16 protein-coding genes are annotated in these 16,231 nt (G+C 70.3%); 11 read left to right on the top strand and 5 right to left on the bottom strand.

Annotation, left to right across the window (positions count from 1 at the left end; translation table 11 throughout):
- Nucleotides 1-49 precede the first annotated feature (49 nt).
- The 5 genes from lpxC (at nucleotide 50) to COGEMETH_RS00110 (ending at nucleotide 5,183) form a co-directional block, all read left to right on the top strand.
- Nucleotides 50-997: a UDP-3-O-acyl-N-acetylglucosamine deacetylase gene (lpxC, locus tag COGEMETH_RS00130; protein ID WP_238180591.1), complete on the top strand. Its 948-nt coding sequence runs from the start codon at nucleotides 50-52 to the stop codon at nucleotides 995-997.
- 232 nt (nucleotides 998-1,229) lie between these two features.
- Complete coding sequence (locus COGEMETH_RS00125; protein ID WP_238180590.1) at nucleotides 1,230-2,105, top strand: outer membrane protein assembly factor BamD; 876 nt, start codon at nucleotides 1,230-1,232, stop codon at nucleotides 2,103-2,105.
- A gap of 154 nt (nucleotides 2,106-2,259) precedes the next feature.
- Nucleotides 2,260-3,102 carry a glycosyltransferase family 92 protein gene (locus COGEMETH_RS00120; protein ID WP_238180589.1) on the top strand — a complete coding sequence of 281 codons (843 nt, stop codon included), beginning with the start codon at nucleotides 2,260-2,262 and terminating at the stop codon, nucleotides 3,100-3,102.
- A gap of 83 nt (nucleotides 3,103-3,185) precedes the next feature.
- Nucleotides 3,186-4,859 (top strand): DNA repair protein RecN, encoded by a 1,674-nt coding sequence (gene recN / locus COGEMETH_RS00115; protein ID WP_238180588.1) that lies wholly within the window; start codon nucleotides 3,186-3,188, stop codon nucleotides 4,857-4,859.
- A 123-nt stretch (nucleotides 4,860-4,982) separates the two neighbouring features.
- A complete protein-coding gene (locus tag COGEMETH_RS00110; protein WP_238180587.1) occupies nucleotides 4,983-5,183 on the top strand; it encodes a hypothetical protein in 201 nt (66 codons plus the stop codon).
- 33 nt (nucleotides 5,184-5,216) lie between these two features.
- Here COGEMETH_RS00110 and COGEMETH_RS00105 read toward each other — a convergent pair whose 3' ends face one another.
- Nucleotides 5,217-5,474, bottom strand: a complete 258-nt coding sequence (locus COGEMETH_RS00105; protein ID WP_238180586.1) for a hypothetical protein — start codon at nucleotides 5,472-5,474, stop codon at nucleotides 5,217-5,219.
- A gap of 272 nt (nucleotides 5,475-5,746) precedes the next feature.
- Here COGEMETH_RS00105 and pstS point away from each other — a divergent pair, with 272 nt between their 5' ends.
- From pstS to phoB, 6 genes are all read left to right on the top strand, one after another.
- On the top strand, nucleotides 5,747-6,787 hold the full coding sequence (gene pstS / locus COGEMETH_RS00100) for a phosphate ABC transporter substrate-binding protein PstS (RefSeq protein WP_238180585.1): 1,041 nt from the start codon (nucleotides 5,747-5,749) through the stop codon (nucleotides 6,785-6,787).
- A gap of 158 nt (nucleotides 6,788-6,945) precedes the next feature.
- Nucleotides 6,946-7,920, top strand: coding sequence for a phosphate ABC transporter permease subunit PstC (gene pstC / locus COGEMETH_RS00095; RefSeq protein ID WP_238180584.1), 975 nt, complete (start codon nucleotides 6,946-6,948; stop codon nucleotides 7,918-7,920).
- Nucleotides 7,921-7,931: 11 nt separating this feature from the next.
- Nucleotides 7,932-8,828: a phosphate ABC transporter permease PstA gene (pstA, locus tag COGEMETH_RS00090; protein ID WP_238180583.1), complete on the top strand. Its 897-nt coding sequence runs from the start codon at nucleotides 7,932-7,934 to the stop codon at nucleotides 8,826-8,828.
- A gap of 41 nt (nucleotides 8,829-8,869) precedes the next feature.
- Nucleotides 8,870-9,688 carry a phosphate ABC transporter ATP-binding protein PstB gene (gene pstB / locus COGEMETH_RS00085; RefSeq protein ID WP_238180582.1) on the top strand — a complete coding sequence of 273 codons (819 nt, stop codon included), beginning with the start codon at nucleotides 8,870-8,872 and terminating at the stop codon, nucleotides 9,686-9,688.
- Between the two features lie 86 nt (nucleotides 9,689-9,774).
- On the top strand, nucleotides 9,775-10,488 hold the full coding sequence (gene phoU, locus COGEMETH_RS00080; protein ID WP_238180581.1) for a phosphate signaling complex protein PhoU: 714 nt from the start codon (nucleotides 9,775-9,777) through the stop codon (nucleotides 10,486-10,488).
- Between the two features lie 8 nt (nucleotides 10,489-10,496).
- A complete protein-coding gene (phoB, locus tag COGEMETH_RS00075) occupies nucleotides 10,497-11,198 on the top strand; it encodes a phosphate regulon transcriptional regulator PhoB (RefSeq protein WP_238180580.1) in 702 nt (233 codons plus the stop codon).
- 12 nt (nucleotides 11,199-11,210) lie between these two features.
- On the opposite strand, the gene COGEMETH_RS00070 is transcribed toward phoB, so the two are convergent.
- From COGEMETH_RS00070 to COGEMETH_RS00055, 4 genes are all read right to left on the bottom strand, one after another.
- A complete protein-coding gene (locus COGEMETH_RS00070) occupies nucleotides 11,211-13,379 on the bottom strand; it encodes a protein-disulfide reductase DsbD family protein (RefSeq protein ID WP_238180579.1) in 2,169 nt (722 codons plus the stop codon).
- Nucleotides 13,380-13,472: 93 nt separating this feature from the next.
- A complete protein-coding gene (locus COGEMETH_RS00065; protein WP_238180578.1) occupies nucleotides 13,473-15,305 on the bottom strand; it encodes an aminopeptidase P family protein in 1,833 nt (610 codons plus the stop codon).
- Between the two features lie 145 nt (nucleotides 15,306-15,450).
- On the bottom strand, nucleotides 15,451-15,639 hold the full coding sequence (gene rmf, locus COGEMETH_RS00060) for a ribosome modulation factor (RefSeq protein WP_238180577.1): 189 nt from the start codon (nucleotides 15,637-15,639) through the stop codon (nucleotides 15,451-15,453).
- A 30-nt stretch (nucleotides 15,640-15,669) separates the two neighbouring features.
- On the bottom strand, nucleotides 15,670-16,231 hold a 562-nt coding region (locus tag COGEMETH_RS00055; protein ID WP_238180576.1), incomplete at its 5' end, for a 50S ribosomal protein L11 methyltransferase.

Raw genomic sequence — 16,231 nt, 5'->3', positions numbered from 1 at the left:
CCCGGCTTTTGCAGGGTGGTGGTGAACGGTCGCGGCCGAGGGCTAAAGAATGCGAACGAACCAACAGACAACTCTCAAGGGTCCGGCCACGCTGAGCGGTATCGGCGTGCATTCCGGAAACCCGGCCGAAATCACGATCCGGCCGGCTCCGGCCAATCACGGCATCAGTTTTCTGCGCACCGGAATGCCCTCGGGCAACGACCGGCTCATCAAGGCCCATCACGCCTGCGTCTCCGCCACCGAACTCTGCACCGTCATCGGTGACGTCGAGTCCGGTGCGGTCGCCACCATCGAGCACCTGATGTCCGCCCTCTACGGATTGGGCGTCGACAACGCCCTCGTCGAGATCGACGGGCCTGAAATGCCGATCCTCGACGGCAGCGCGCTCCCCTTCGTCACCGCCATCGACAAGGCCGGAACCGCCGCCTGCGGCGCCCCCCGCCGCTGGATCAAGGTGCTGCGCCACGTCCGCATCGAGGTCGGGCGCGCCTTCGCCGAACTCCGGCCGATCGACCGGGGCTTCCGCCTCGACGTGGAGATCGATTTCGAGAGCCCGGTGATCGGCCGCTCGCGCAAGGCGATGGACCTGACGCCCGCCGCCTATCGCCGCGAGATCGCCGGCGCCCGCACCTTCGGCATGATGAAGGACGTGGAGCGCTACTGGAAAGCCGGCTTCGCGCTGGGCGCCTCCCTCGAGAACACCGTCGCCGTCGGCGAGACCGACGTGGTCAACCCGGAGGGCCTGCGCTTCCCCGACGAGTTCGTCCGCCACAAGTTCCTCGACGCGGTCGGCGACCTGGCCCTGGCCGGCCTGCCGATCCAGGGCGGCTACCGCTCCTATTGCGGCGGCCACCGCATGAACGTCGGCGTGCTCTCCGCCCTGTTCTCCGACCGCGCCAACTACGCGATCGTCGAGGCCCAGGGCACGCGCCGCGAGACCGCGCTGGCCGAGTTCGGTGCCGGCCTCGGCATCGCCGCCTTCGCCGGCGACCTCTGACCGTTCACCTGTTGCCCGCAAGGCACATCGGCCCACCGATCACCGGTCGGCAAAGACTGCCGCTTTCACGCCCGAATCGACCGTCACGGTGAATCGTCCGTGATGAGCATGACGGATCGGGGTGCATCGCGCCTCCGATCCTGGCAGGGTGCCGGCTCTGAAACGAACGACGCGATGGCTGACGGCGCGAGCACCGATGACGGGCCGCGCCCGTTCGGGGGAAAAACCGCAGATGCCTGTCACCTTTCGGAATCGCGGCACCGCGGTGGCCGTGCTCGTGTCCATCGCCGGCCTCGGTCTCGGCGGTTGCGACCTGGACCCGACCAGCCTGTTCGCCGAGAAGTACAAGCCCGAGGTCGTGGCCGACGTGCCGGCCGACAAGCTCTACAGCGAGGGCCTGGCCAAGCTCGAGGACAGCGACTACGAGAACGCGGTCAAGAAGTTCGAAGCCCTCGACAAGCAGTACGCCTATTCCGACTGGTCCCGGAAGGCGCTCCTGATGACCGCCTACTCGAACTACCAGGGTCAGAAGTACGACGACGCCATCACCGCCTCGAAGCGCTACCTCCAGCGCCACCCGGCGAGCAAGGATGCGGCCTACGCCCAGTATCTGATGGCGATGTCGCACTACAAGCAGATCCCGGACGTGACCCGCGACCAGGACCGCTCCGAGAAGGCGCTGGCCGGCCTTCAGGAACTCGTCCAGAAGTACCCGACCTCGGAATACGCCGCCGACGCCAAGGCCAAGATCCAGATCACCCGCGACCAGCTCGCCGGCAAGGAGATGGAAGTCGGCCGGTTCTACCTGGAGCGGCGCAACTTCCCCTCCGCCATCAACCGCTTCCGCGACGTGGTCGCCAAGTACCAGACCACCCGGCACGCGGAAGAGGCCCTGATGCGCATTACCGAGGCCTACATGGCGCTCGGCATCACCGCGGAGGCCCAGAATTCGGCCGCCGTCCTCGGGCACAACTTCCCCGACAGCCCGTGGTACAAGGACGCCCACGCCCTGCTCCAGACCGGTGGCCTGGAGCCCCGCGAGGAGAAGTCCTCGTTCCTGAGCCGCGTCTACAGCTCGGTGATGGGGCGAACCGCCTCCGCGCAGTGATGGGGCGGCCTGCCGATCCGCGCACGGCCCGGCAGGCCAACTTCTCGACATTGCCTCCGCCCGCGCCCCGTTGGTGCCGCGGGGCCGCCGAGCGACCGCCCGCATGATCTTCTTCCGTTGGAAGACCGCTGCCGGTGCCGCGCGACCCGAGCCCGTGCGAGAGCATTCAGCGACACTCGTCGCCATCGCCAAGAACGAGGCCCGCTATATCGTCGAGTGGCTGGCTTTCCATCTCGCCCTCGGGTTCGGCCGGATCGTCGTCTACGACAACGACAGCTCGGACGGGACCGCGGCGATCCTGGATACGATCGCGGCCCGCGATTCCCGAGTCGTGCGGGTGGCTTGGCCTTCGCCCAGCAACGCGTCGCCGCAGATCGCCGCCTATACCCATGCGGTCCGGCGAGTCACGACGCCCTGGACGATGATCCTCGACATCGACGAGTTCCTCGTCCCCTTCGGCTACGAGGATCTCACCGGCCTGATCCAGTCAGTCCCTGAGGATGTGGCGAGCCTGCACGTCAACTGGCTCGGATTCGGCTCGGGCGGACGCACGGACCCAGGTTACGAACTGGTGACACGGACCTTCACCCGCTGCTCGGAACGGGCGTGGGGCAACCACCATCACTTCAAGACTCTGGCGCGCACGGACCGCATCACTGAAGTCCTGATCCACGACATCCTCACGTCGTCGGGCCGCCGTGTGCTTACCGATTTCGAGGCTTTTACCAAGGGCAACGTCGGCGCCTCCGACCGGGTCGTCTACGGCGGCGTCCAGATCAACCATTACCAGGCCAAGACGCTTGCCGAGTTCCAGGCTCGTATGCGGCGCGGCGACGCCAACTATCCGCTCGGTCACCCGAGCCGGCAGAGGGACGACTCCGCCGACCGCTTCGCCCAGCTCGACCGCAACGAGGCGGAGGACCTGAAGATTCGGGCGTTCGAGGCTCCGTTCGAGGCGCAGTACCAGAGGCTCCGCGCGATCCTGCGCAGGGCCTGACAGCGGTCACTTTAGGGGGTGAAGTCCCGCCCGCTTGGGGTTAGACCAGCCGCTTACGCTTCCGAAGGGATCACCGCCGCGGCATGCTCGTGCAGCTTGCGATCCGCGACATCGTCCTGATCGACGCCCTCGATCTGAACTTTCGCGAAGGACTCAGCGTGCTCACCGGCGAGACGGGCGCGGGCAAGTCGATCCTCCTCGACGCCTTCGCCCTGGCCCTCGGCGGCCGCGGGGACGGCCGTCTCGTGCGCCATGGGGAAGCGCAGGGCAGCATCACCGCCGTGTTCGATGCGCCCCTCGACCACCCCGCCCGCCGGATCGCGGCCGAGGCCGAGATCGACACCGAGGGCGAACTGATCCTGCGCCGCACGCAGATGGCGGACGGGCGCACCCGCGCCTTCGTCAACGACCAGCCCGTGGGCGTGCAGGTGCTGCGCATGATCGGCGCGGCGCTGGTCGAGATCCACGGTCAGCACGACGACCGGGCGCTGACCGATCCGGGCACGCACCGGGCCATCCTCGATGCCTTCGGCGGGCTGCAGGGGCCGCTGACCAAGGTCGCCGAGGCGGCCCGCGGCGTACGCTCGGCCCGGACCGCGTTGTCGGAGCACCGCGCCCGCGTCGAGTCCGCGCGCAAGGAGGTCGACTTCCTGCGCCACGCCGTCGAGGAACTCGCGGGCCTCGATCCGAAGCCGGGCGAAGAGGCGATCCTGGCCGAGCGCCGGACCGTGATGCAGCAGAGCGAGAAGGTCGCCCGCGACCTGAACGAGGCCCTCGACGCCGTCGGCGGTCCGCGCTCCACCGTCCCCCACCTGTCCTCGTCGATCCGCAAGCTCGAACGGCGCGCGAGCCAGCTCCCGGCCCTGGTCGAGCCGTGCGTCGCGGCCCTCGACGCCGCCCTCGGCGCCCTGGACGAGGCCCGCGCGGTGCTCGAGGCGGCGGTCGCCGAGACCGAGTTCGACCCGCGCGACCTGGAGCAGGTCGAGGAGCGGCTGTTCGCCCTCCGCGCCGCCTCGCGCAAATACGCCGTGCCGGCCGACGACCTCGCCGCCCTGCGGGAGCGCTACCTCGCGGACGTGGCCGCCATCGATGCCGGCGAGGAGGCGCTCGCCGGGCTGGAGCGCACACTGGCCGCGGCGGAGGCCGTCTACGCCGCGGCGGCCGAGAAGCTGAGCGCCGGGCGCCGGCGCGCGGCCAAGCACCTCGACGCGGCGGTGAAGGCGGAACTGCCGCCCCTGAAGCTGGAGCGCGCCCGCTTCATCACCGAGATCGCCACCGACCCCGACGCACGGGACCCGGCCGGCTTCGACCGGGTGGAGTTCTGGGCGCAGACCAATCCCGGCACGCGCGCCGGGCCGATGATGAAGGTGGCCTCCGGCGGCGAGTTGTCGCGCTTCATGCTCGCCCTCAAGGTGGTGCTGGCCGACAAGGGCTCGGCCCCGACCCTGATCTTCGACGAGATCGACACGGGCGTGGGCGGAGCCGTCGCAGACGCCATCGGCGCCCGGCTGGGGCGGCTCGCGGACACGGTGCAGGTCGTGGCCGTGACGCACGCACCCCAGGTCGCCGCGCGGGCGCAGACGCATTTCCTGATCGCCAAGGCGCCGGTAAAGGGCGGCGACCGGGTCGCGACCCGCGTCTCGACGCTGCCCGTCGAGGCCCGCCGCGAGGAGATCGCGCGGATGTTGGCCGGCGCCACGATCACCGACGAGGCCCGCGCAGCCGCGGCGCGGCTGCTGGCGGGTGCGGCGGCGTGACCGTCCGTTAACCTTACCGAGGCTTGAACGTTAGGACTTCCTTAACCATCCCGATTGAGGATGGACTCACGTGGACAGGCACCGAATTCGTGCCCTCCGGTTTTCCCGATCGGGGAGGGGACGATGAGCCAGACCAGCACGAAATCCGATACCGCCGCCCCCCTGCGGAGCCTCGGCGGCCTGGGTATCGACACCCGGCATCTCGGCCAGACCCTGCGTACCCTGTACGAGGGCAGCGTCGACCGGCAGCCGATCCCCGACAGCCAGGTCGACCTGCTCCTGCGCCTGCGCCAGAAGGAGCGGGACCGGCGTCGCGCCGGCTGATCCATGGCGTCGGCCCCCGCGGGGGACGGACGTCTACCAGCGCCGGGCGCCCGGCCGGCGCCTGTACTCGGCCGCGCGAATCCGCGTCAGCAGCCGGTCGAGGCTCGTGAGCATCGTGGTCTCGTCCGCTCGCGCGCGGGCGACCTCCCCCGAATCCCCGCTGAAGCGCTGGCGCGCCTTGGCCAGGGAGAGGTCGCGCTCCAGGATCTCCCGCTCCTCATGGAGGGCGAGATAGGCGGATTCGTCCGGATCGGCCTCCCGGATCGGCTGAACGGGCGCGTCGTTGCCCACGGTTTCCCCTCCTCGATTGGTATCGTGACGGGCGAGCGCGTCGCCGCCGCCGACAGAGGGAAACGCGCGAAGTCCCGAAACCGTGCCATGTCATGCACCGGGCTTCCCCGCGCCGGCGGCGCCGTGTCATCGCCCTGTCATGTCGGCGTCATATGGCCGGCATCGTCGGGCGAGTAGCGCTGACGCGGCCGGGACGACCGGCCGATGGCGCGAGACGCGGGCCGCATGGCGGACCCCGCTGCCCCTCGCGCCCGACGGCAACGGAGATCGACGTGAAACCCTTCGCTTACGCGCTCGCCATCGGCCTCGCGACGGCCCAGCTCGCCACCGCGGCCCGCGCCGGAGACATCACCGGCGCCGGCGCCACCTTCCCCTTCCCGGTCTATTCGAAGTGGGCCGAATCCTACCGCAAGGACACCGGTTCGGGCCTGAACTACCAGTCGATCGGCTCCGGCGGCGGCATCAAGCAGATCCAGGCCAAGACCGTGGATTTCGGCGCGACCGACGCCCCCCTGAAGGGCGCGCAGCTCGAGAAGGACGGCCTCGTCCAGTTCCCGACCGTGATGGGCGGCGTCGTCACCGTCGTGAACGTCGCCGGCGTCGAGCCGGGCAAGCTAAAGCTCACCGGCGAGATTGTCGCCGACATCTATGCCGGCAAGATCGCCAAGTGGTCGGACGCCAGGATCGCCGCCCTCAACGACGGCATGAAGCTGCCGGACGCCAACATCACTCCGGTCTACCGCTCGGACGCCTCCGGAACGACGAACATCTTCACCACCTATCTCTCCCAGGCTTCCGAGACCTGGAAGAAGGAATACGGTGCCGCCACCACGATCTCCTGGCCGGTGGGCCAGGGCGGCAAGGGCAACGAGGGCGTCACCGCCACCGTCAAGCAGGTGCCCAACGCCATCGGCTACGTCGAATCGGCCTACGCCAAGCAGAACAAGCTCAGCCACACACTGATCCGCAACAAGGCCGGCAAGTTCCCGCAGCCCGACGACAAGGCGTTCCAGGCCGCTGCCGCGAGCGCCGACTGGAAGGCCGCCCCCGGCTTCGGCATCTCCCTCACCGACCAGGCCGGCGAGGACGCCTGGCCGATCACCGCGGCGACCTTCATCCTGGTCCACAAGGACCCGGCCGACCCGGCCAAGACCACGGACGTGCTGAAGTTCTTCGACTGGGCCTACAAGAACGGCGACAAGCTCGCCGCAGACCTCGACTACGTGCCGCTGCCGGACAACGTGGTCGGCCTGATCCACGAAGAGTGGAAGGCCGTGAAGGGCAAGGACGGAAAGCCCGTCTTCAACATGTGACGCCGCCAGGACGGACCCGCGTCCGGAGATCGGGCGCGGCGTCCGGTTCGCGACGACGGCTTCGGGCGATCCCTGCAGGACAGGGGATCGCCCGCGCTACGCCCCTCGCATCGCGACCGATCGCGCTGTACCACGCCCCCCGTTGAAGAGAACAGCGGATGACCGCCTTGACTGAACGGATCGCGCTCGCGAGCCCGCGCACGATGTTGCGCAAGGGGCCGAGCAAAGGCCTCGACTCCCTGTTTCGAACCGCCTCCTTCGCGTCTGCGATGGTCGTGCTCCTGGTGCTCGCGGGCATCCTCGGATCGATCATCTACGGGGCGCTTCCGGCCTTCCGCGAATTCGGTTTCGGCTTCCTCACCTCCAGCGCCTGGAACATCGGCACGGAGCAGTACGGCGCCCTGGTCGCCGTGGCCGGCACCGTGGCCTCCGCGGTCCTGGCGCTGGCCATCGGCGTTCCGATCTCGCTGGGCATCGCGGTCTACCTGACGCAGCTCTGTCCCGGCTGGGCCCGCAAGCCCGTGGGCATGACCATCGAACTCCTCGCGGCGGTGCCGAGCATCATCTACGGGATGTGGGGCCTGTTCATCTTCGCGCCGCTCTTCGCGCGGTTCGTTCAGATCCCGGTCTCGAACCTCGTCGAGGGCCTGCCGTTGGTCGGCACCCTGTTCTACGCCCGCGTGCCCTCCGGCGTCGGCGTGCTCACCGCCGGCATCATCCTGGCCATCATGATCGTGCCCTTCGTGGCCTCGGTCGCCCGCGACATGCTCGACCAGATCCCGACCGTGCTGCGCGAGAGCGCCTACGGCATCGGCTGCACCACCTGGGAGGTGGTCCGCCACGTCCTGGTGCCGCAGGCGTCGGTCTCGATCATCGGCGCGATCATGCTCGGCCTCGGCCGGGCGCTGGGCGAGACCATGGCCGTGACCTTCGTGGTCGGCAACGCCAACCGGCTCTCGGCCTCGATCTTCGATCCGAGCTCGACCATCGCCTCGCGCATCGCCAACGAGTTCAACGAGGCCGACGGGCTCCAGCTCAGCTCCCTCATGGCGCTCGGCTGCATCCTGTTCGTCATCACCTTCATCGTCCTGATCATCGCCCGGTTCCTGACGCGCCGCGTCAAGGTCGCCTGAGGAGACCACCCGTGGACGCCACCGCTCCGCTTCCCGCGCTCCGCACGGGCGCAGCCATCGGCGGCCGCGTGCGCTCGGGCCGGCGCGTCGCCGACCGGGTGCTGCGCACCGGCTGCCTGCTCGCGACCCTGCTCGGGGCCCTGGTCCTGGGCTCGATCCTGCTGATGCTGATCGTCGAGGGCCTGAAGGGCTTCACGCCCCTCCTGTTCACCGAACCGACTCCGGGGCCCGGCTCGGTCGGCGGCGGCATCGCCAACGCCATCCTGGGCAGCCTGGTGATGACCCTGATCGGGATCGTGATCGCCACGCCCATCGGCGTCATGGCCGGCACCTTCCTGGCGGAATACGGCCGGACCTCGAAGGTCGCCGGCGTGATCCGCTTCCTCAACGACATCCTGCTCTCGGCGCCCTCCATCCTGATCGGCCTGTTCGTCTACACCCTGATGGTGCGGCCGATGGGGACCTATTCGGGCTGGGCCGGCGCCGTGGCGCTCGCCATCATCGCCACCCCGGTGATCGTGCGCACCACCGAGGACATGATGCGCCTCGTGCCCGGCACCCTGCGCGAGGCGGGCGCGGCGCTTGGCGCCCCGGCCTCGACCGTGATCGTCAGCGTGACGTGGCGGGCGGCCTCGGCCGGCATCGTCACCGGCATCATCCTGGCGCTCGCCCGCATCGCCGGCGAGACCGCGCCGCTGCTGTTTACCGCCCTCAACAACAATTCCTGGTTCAACGCCAACCTGATGGGCGGCGTCGCTAACCTTCCGGTGATGATCTACCAGTTCGCCCTCTCGCCCTACCCGAACTGGCAGCAGCTCGCCTGGGCCGGTGCGCTCCTCATCACCATGACGATCCTGGCGCTCTCCGTGGTCGCCCGCATCGTGATCAAGCCGCAGCGGGCGCGCTGAGGCGCGACCGGTCATCCGCAGCCTTGCAGGAACCTCAGACGATGAACGCCGCCTCAGCGATGAATGCCGCCCACTTCGAGGGCCGTGGACAGGCCGACGACACCGCACCGGTGCGGATCGCCTGCAAGGACCTGAACTTCTACTACGGCCAGTTCCACGGCCTGAAGAACGTCAACCTCGACTTCCACGACCGGCAGGTCACCGCCCTGATCGGCCCCTCGGGCTGCGGGAAGTCGACGCTGCTGCGGACCTTCAACCGGATCTACAGCCTCTATCCCGAGCAGCGGGCGGAGGGGCAGATCCTGCTCGACGGCAGCAACATCCTCGACGGCAACGTGGACCTGAACGACCTGCGTTCGCGTATCGGCATGGTGTTCCAGAAGCCGACGCCCTTCCCGATGTCGATCTACGACAACGTCGCGTTCGGGCTTCGCCTCTACGAGAAGCTGCCCAAGGCCGAACTCGACGTGCGCGTCGAGGAATCCCTGCGCAAGGCGGCCCTGTGGGACGAGGTGAAGGACAAGCTCAAGCAGTCCGGCATGGGCCTCTCCGGCGGGCAGCAGCAGCGCCTCTGCATCGCCCGCACCGTGGCCCAGCGCCCCGAGGTGATCCTGTTCGACGAGCCGACCTCGGCGCTGGACCCGATCTCCACCGGCCGAATCGAGGAGCTGATCGAGCAGCTGCGGGCCGAGTTCACGATCGTCATCGTGACGCACAACATGCAGCAGGCCGCCCGCATCTCGCAGTTCACGGCGTTCATGTATCTCGGCGAACTGGTCGAGTTCGGGCCGACGAACCGCATCTTCATGAACCCGGTCAAGCGGCAGACCCAGGACTACATCACCGGCCGCTTCGGCTGAGCCGCCGCTATTTCGTGGGCCGGCATGCCCGGGCGTCGCCCGATGCCGCCGGCCCGGACCAGCTTCCCGCGACTGGGGACCGCATCATGCCCGGCCATATCGTCAGTTCGTACGACAACGACCTCGAAGACCTGCGGCGCTCCATCTCAGAGATGGGGGGCGTGGCCGAGAAGATGATGGCGGAGGCGACCGACGCCCTCGTCCGCCGCGACACGGCGCTGGCCGAGGCGGTCATCCTCGCCGACAAGCGCCTCGACACGCTGCAGCGGGAGATCGAGGAGCGCTCGGTGCTGCTCATCGCCAAGCGCCAGCCGATGGCGATCGACCTGCGCGAGACGATCTCGGCGATCCGCGTCTCCGGCGACCTGGAGCGGATCGGGGATCTGGCCAAGAACGTCGCCAAGCGCGTGGTAGCGATCAGCGACCAGGCGCCGGCGCAGAAGATCGTCCAGGGCGTCGAGCACATGAGCGACTTGGTGCAGGAGCAGCTCAAGGACGTGCTGGACGCCTTCTCCAGCCGCGACGTCAAGGCCGCCCACGACGTCTGGGAGCGGGACGGGGCGATCGACGCCCTCTACAATTCCCTGTTCCGCGAGCTCCTGACCTACATGATGGAGGATCCGCGCAACATCTCGTTCTGCACGCACCTGCTGTTCTGCGCCAAGAACGTCGAGCGCATCGGCGACCACACCACCAACATCGCCGAGACCATCCACTACCTCGCCACCGGCGAGGCGCTGGCCGGGGAGCGGCCGAAGAACGACGCCTCGAACTACGCCACGGTCACGCCCGCGGCCTGAGCGCAGCCATGAGCACCCGCATCCTGATCGTTGAGGACGAGGAGGCTCTGACCACCCTCCTGCGCTATAACCTGGAGGCGGAGGGCTTCACCGTCGATTCCGCCGCCCGCGGCGACGAGGCAGAGTTGCGTCTCCAGGAGCAGGTGCCCGACCTGATCCTCCTTGACTGGATGCTGCCGGGGCTCTCGGGGATCGAACTCTGCCGCCGGGTCCGGGCCCGGCGGGAGACCGACCGGCTGCCGATCATCATGCTCACGGCCCGCGGCGAGGAGGGCGACCGCATCCGCGGCCTCGGCACGGGCGCCGACGACTACATCGTCAAGCCGTTCTCGGTGCCGGAACTCCTGGCGCGGGTGCGCGCGCTCCTGCGCCGGGCCAAGCCCGCCCACGTCGCCGACCTGCTGGCGGCGGGCGACATCGAGCTCGACCGGGTCAGCCACCGCATCCGCCGCAGCGGCCTCGAAGTCCACCTTGGGCCGACGGAGTTCAAGCTGCTGGAATTCCTGATGCAGAGCCCCGGCCGCGTCTTCTCCCGCGAGCAGCTTCTCGACGGCGTCTGGGGCCACGACGTCTACATCGACGAGCGGACGGTGGACGTCCATGTCGGGCGCCTGCGCAAGGCGATCAACCGCCCGCGCCAGCCGGACCCGATCCGCACCGTTCGCGGCTCCGGCTACGCCTTCGACGAGACCTTCTCCCTCGGCGAATAAAGAACGCTACCCTCAGCGGATTGTCCGCGCCGCATCCAGGCGGGCACTGCGGCCTTCCTTCGCCAAGCCGAGCGGGGCCAGGGCTTCGAGCATCGTGCCCTCCGTCAGGATCTGCGGCAGCACCGCCGGCTCGGACTGCCCCGCATCCCGGCCGGCATAGAGGAGGTAGAGCGGCACGCCGCTGCGCCCGTGGCGCTCCAGGAGGCGCGTGATCTCCGGGTTCTGGTTGGTCCAGTCGCCCTTGAGATAGGTCACGCCCCGGGCCTGCATCGACGCCCGCACGGCTGCGGTCGAGAGGGAGCTGCGCTCGTTGACCTGGCAGGTGATGCACCAGGCCGCCGTCATGTTGACGAAGACCGGCCGGCCCTCGGCCAGCAGGCCGTCGAGGCGCGCCTGGGTGAAGGGCTCGACGCCTTCCTTCGCGGCCTGCGCGCCGGGCAAGGCGCGGTCCCGGTCGAGGGTCAGCGCGAGGGCCGCCACCGCGACGACCGCCAGAACCGCGAGGCCCTGCGCGATCCGCTCCATGACGGGCCGGGCGTCGCGGCCCGTCTCCCAGACCCAGGCGGCGAACCCCACGAAGACGAAGCCAGCGAGCGCGGCCAGGAGCCCCTGCGGCCCGACCTGCTGCGCCAGGACCCAGGCCAACCACGCGACGGTGGCGTAGACCGGGAAGGCGAAGAGCTGTTTCAGCACCTCCATCCAGGCGCCGGGCCTCGGCAGCGCCCGCAGGGCGGGCGGCCACAGGGTCAACGCCAGGAAGGGCAGGGCGAGGCCGAGGCCGAGGCCGGCGAAGACGACGAGCGCCGCGGCGGGCGACTGCGTCAGGGCGAAGCCGACCGCGCTGCCCATGAACGGCGCCGTGCAAGGCGTCGCCACCACGGTCGCGAGCACGCCCGTGAAGAAGGAGCCTTCCAAGCCCGCTCGCCGGGTGAGCCCGTCGCCGATTCCGGCGATCCCCGCGCCGAGATGCACGACGCCGGACAGGCTGAGGCCCATGGCGAAGAGCAGGTAGGCGAGTCCCGCCACCACGACGGGAGACTGCAACTGGAACCCCCAGCCGATGGCGGCCCCTCCGCCCTTCAGGGCGATCAGGGTGCCGGCGAGCGCCAGGAAGGCCGCGAGCACGCCTCCCGTATAGGCCAGCCCGTGCAGCCGGACCCGCGCGGGCGGTTCGCCCGAATGCCTGACGAGGCTCAGTACCTTGATCGACAGCACCGGGAAGACGCAGGGCATCAGGTTGAGGACGAGGCCGCCGAGGAGCGCAAGGCCTGCCGCGCCGAGCAGGGTCAGGGGCTCGCCCGCCTGCGCGGGGGCCGGTGCCCCCGTGGGAATCTGGCCCGATACCGGAGGGGCGGCCTCGATGCCGATGGCGAAGGCCTGCCGCACCGTGCCGGTGCCTGCCACCTCCTCGACGGTCAACACGCCGGGAAGACTGACCGGCAGGGGGTCGGACGGCGTCGCGCGGGTGAGGGTCAGGTGCAGGCCCGCGGCGTCGACCATCAGCGGCTGCTCCGCCGCGTTGTCGATGGCCGTCTCCGAATAAGGAAAGAACGCGGCCGAACGGATCGTGTCCGGCCTCAGGCCCGTCGCGTCGAGGTTCAGCACCAGCCGGTCGCCCTCGGCGGTGAGGCGCGACGGCCAGGGGGAGGGGGTCGGCAGTGCCGCGCGCGCGCGCGCGAACAAAGCCTTGTTGCCGGGGTCCGCCTTCGTGTCCGACCCCACGGGCAGGGTCAGGCTGAGGTCGGCCGCGCCCGGTACGCATTCCTTCTCGCAGACGAGGTAGGTCAGCTTGCCCGCGAGCCGCGCCGGCTCGGCCGGGTCGAGGCTCGGCGGCGGCGTCACCCGCACGAGCAGGACGGCCTCGTCCTCGTAGCCGAAGTTCATCAGCGACGCGATCGGGATGCGGTGCGGCGCCGGCCACTGGATCGCCTCGGCGGCGAAGCCGGCGGGCAGGGTCCATGTCACCTCCGGCGGCAGGCCCGAATCGCCGGGGTTGCGCCAGTAGACGTGCCAGCCCGGCCGCATCGCCATGCGCAGGGCCAGGGTGAACGGCTCCCCGCCGCGGATCGCGGCGGGCTCGGCCACGAGGCTCGCCCGCACGAGGTCGCCGGGCACCTTGAAGCCCTGGGCCGAGGCGCCGGTCAGGCCGGCCAGGAACAGGAATGCGAGGAGGCGGAACATGATGTCCTTTCGCACGACCGCGCCATGCGGTTGCACGCGGAGCCGACGATACGCCTCAAACGGCCGCGTATAAATGCGCTGCGCGCGATCGCGTCACGCAGCCGGGCCGAGGGGCTCCGTCGCCCGGTCGAGCCAGGCCCGCGTCTCGGTATCGAGGCCGCCCGCCAGCGCCTCGCGGACGCGGGCGTGATAGGCGTCCACCCACGCGACCTCGGTCGCGCTCAGCAGGTCGAGGCGAATCAGCCTGCGCTCATAGGGAGCCAGCGTCAGGGTCTCGAAGCCGAGCATCGGCCGCTCCCCGCCCTCCACCGCCCTGTCCTCGACGAGGACGAGGTTCTCGATCCGGATGCCGTAGGCGCCCGTGCGGTAATAGCCCGGCTCGTTCGACAGGATCGTCCCCGCCTCCAAGGCGACCGTACCGGTCTTGGCGATGCGCTGCGGGCCCTCGTGCACCGAGAGGAAGGCGCCGACACCGTGGCCGGTGCCGTGGTCGAAGTCGAGGCCGGCCTCCCAGAGGGGCAACCGCGCCAGGGTGTCGATCTGCGCGCCGGTGGTGCCCTTCGGGAAGACCGCGCGGGCGATGGCGACGTGGCCCTTGAGCACGCGGGTGTATCGGTCGGCCATCTCCGCGCTCGGCGCGCCGATGGCGATCGTGCGGGTCACGTCGGTGGTGCCGTCCGGGTATTGGGCGCCGGAATCGATCAGGAACAGTTCGCCCGGCGCGACCCGCCGGTCGCTTCCCCGCGTCACCCGGTAATGCACGATCGCCCCGTTGGCGCCCGAGCCCGAGATCGTCGGAAAGGACACGTCGCGCAGGTCCCCGCCGGCAGCGCGGAAATCCTCCAGCGCCTCGACGGCGTCGATCTCGCTCAGGCCACCGCCCGCCGCCCTGCGGTCGATCCAGGCGAGGAAGCGCGTCAGGCTTGCCCCGTCGCGCAAGTGGGCAGCACGCGTCCCCACGATCTCGACCGCGTTCTTGACCGCCTTCATCGCCGTGATCGGGTCGGGCCCCAGGTCGGCCGTGCCGCCGGCCGCCTCGATCCGGCTGCGCAGGGCCGAGGCGGCCGTCGCGGCGTCGAGGCGGACCCGCGCCCCCCTGAGGGCGGCGATCGCGTCCTCGAACTCGGCCCGCGGCGCCGTGTCGGCGACCGGTTCCAGGGCGCGGCGTACCTCGTCCGTCAGGCGGCTGGAGACCAGGAACAGCCGCGCCCGGCCCTCGCGCGGCACGATCGCGTAGCCGAGCGCCAGGGGCGTATGGCTCACGTCGGAGCCGCGCAGGTTGAACGCCCAAGCGAGGTTGTGGGGATCGGAGATCACCAGGGCGTCGCACTTGGCGGTCTCGAGGGCGGCGCGGATCCGGGCGAGCTTGTCGGCCGCGTCCTCGCCTGCGAACGTGATTGGATGGGCAACCACTTCGCCCGCAGGCGGCTTCGGCCGGCCGGCCCAGACGGCGTCGACGGGATTGGCGGGAAGAGGCCGCAGGCTCCCGCCGGCAGCCTGCGCGGCCCGCTCCAGCCGCGCGACGCCCTCGGCCGTGTGCAGCCACGGGTCGTAGCCGAGGATCGCGTCGGCCTTGAGGTTCCGTTTGATCCAGGCTTCTGCCGTGCTCTGGCCGAGGGGCACCACGGCGATCACGCCCGTATCCACCTGGGCCGGTGCCTGGAGCGTGTAGCGCCCGTCGACGACGAGGGCCGCCTCGTCGGACAGGACGATGGCGGTGCCCGCCGACCCCGTGAAGCCGGTGAGCCACGACAGGCGCTCGGCGTTGGCCGGCACGTATTCCGACTGGTGCTCGTCCGCCCGCGGCACCACGAAGCCGTCGACGCCCGCCTCGCGGAGCGCGGCGCGCAAGGCGGCGATGCGCTCGGGGCCCTTGGCGTGGCTCGGATCGTCGAAGGTCTGGAAGCGGGTGCGCGGGCTCGTCATCCGGCGACGGTATCGTCAGGCCCGCAGCCGGGGCAACCCGCCATACGACATCCGGTCGATGGCTTCGCGGTGCGGATTACGGCTTCGCTCGAGTGCCGCGCGGGCTTCGCGATACCCCGTCCGCTTCGACCAGGCGGACGCGGTATCAGCCGTTCTCGTTGGGCGCGTCCGGCGCCCTGTCGGCGGGTGCGCCGTCGTAGCCTTCGAGCCAGGCCGTGCGGGCCTGCGAACCCGCCGGATGGGGGCAGGCATCCTTCGGCCGGCCCTGGGATCGGGCGCGGGCGCCCTCGGTCGTCGGGTCGCCGGGGCCGACGTGCGATGCGGGCGCGCTCATTCCGGGAGAATGCGCAGGCCGCCTCCCGGTTCAGCCCTGTGCGAACCCGTCGCGCGGCCGGGGCGCGGCCCCCCCGCGGCGCAGCACCAGGGTCGCCCAGCCCTCGATCACCCCCTTGTGGGCGAGGTGGAAGCCCCGGTGGCGGTAGGTCGAGAGCACGCCGGCCACGTCGCGCTCGATCAGCCCCGAGAGGATGAGGACGCCGTCATTGCCCACCACCGCCGTGAGCGAGGGCGCGAGGCGCTTGAGCGGGCGGGCCAGGATGTTGGCGAACACCACGTCGAAGCGGCGGCTGCGGTCGGCTTCCCGGTTGCGCACGCCCGGTCCCTCGTAGAGCCGGAGATAGGGGCCGAGGCCGTTCGCGCGCGCGTTGGCGCGGGCCGTCAGGACGGCCTCCCGGTCGAGGTCGCCGGCGATCACACGCGTACGAAGGGCCTTGGCGGCTGCGAAGGCGAGGATGCCGGTGCCGGTGCCGACGTCGAGGATTCGGGCCGGGCGGCGGCGCTTCAGGACGGCGACGAGGGCGCGCAGGCAACCGAGCGTGGTGCCGTGGTGGCCGGTGCCGAAGGCGAGCGCCGCCTCGATCTCGATG

The sequence above is a fragment of the Methylobacterium trifolii genome (assembly GCF_022179685.1).
Lineage (GTDB): Bacteria > Pseudomonadota > Alphaproteobacteria > Rhizobiales > Beijerinckiaceae > Methylobacterium > Methylobacterium trifolii.
This window is presented reverse-complemented; position numbering and strand designations above follow the sequence as displayed.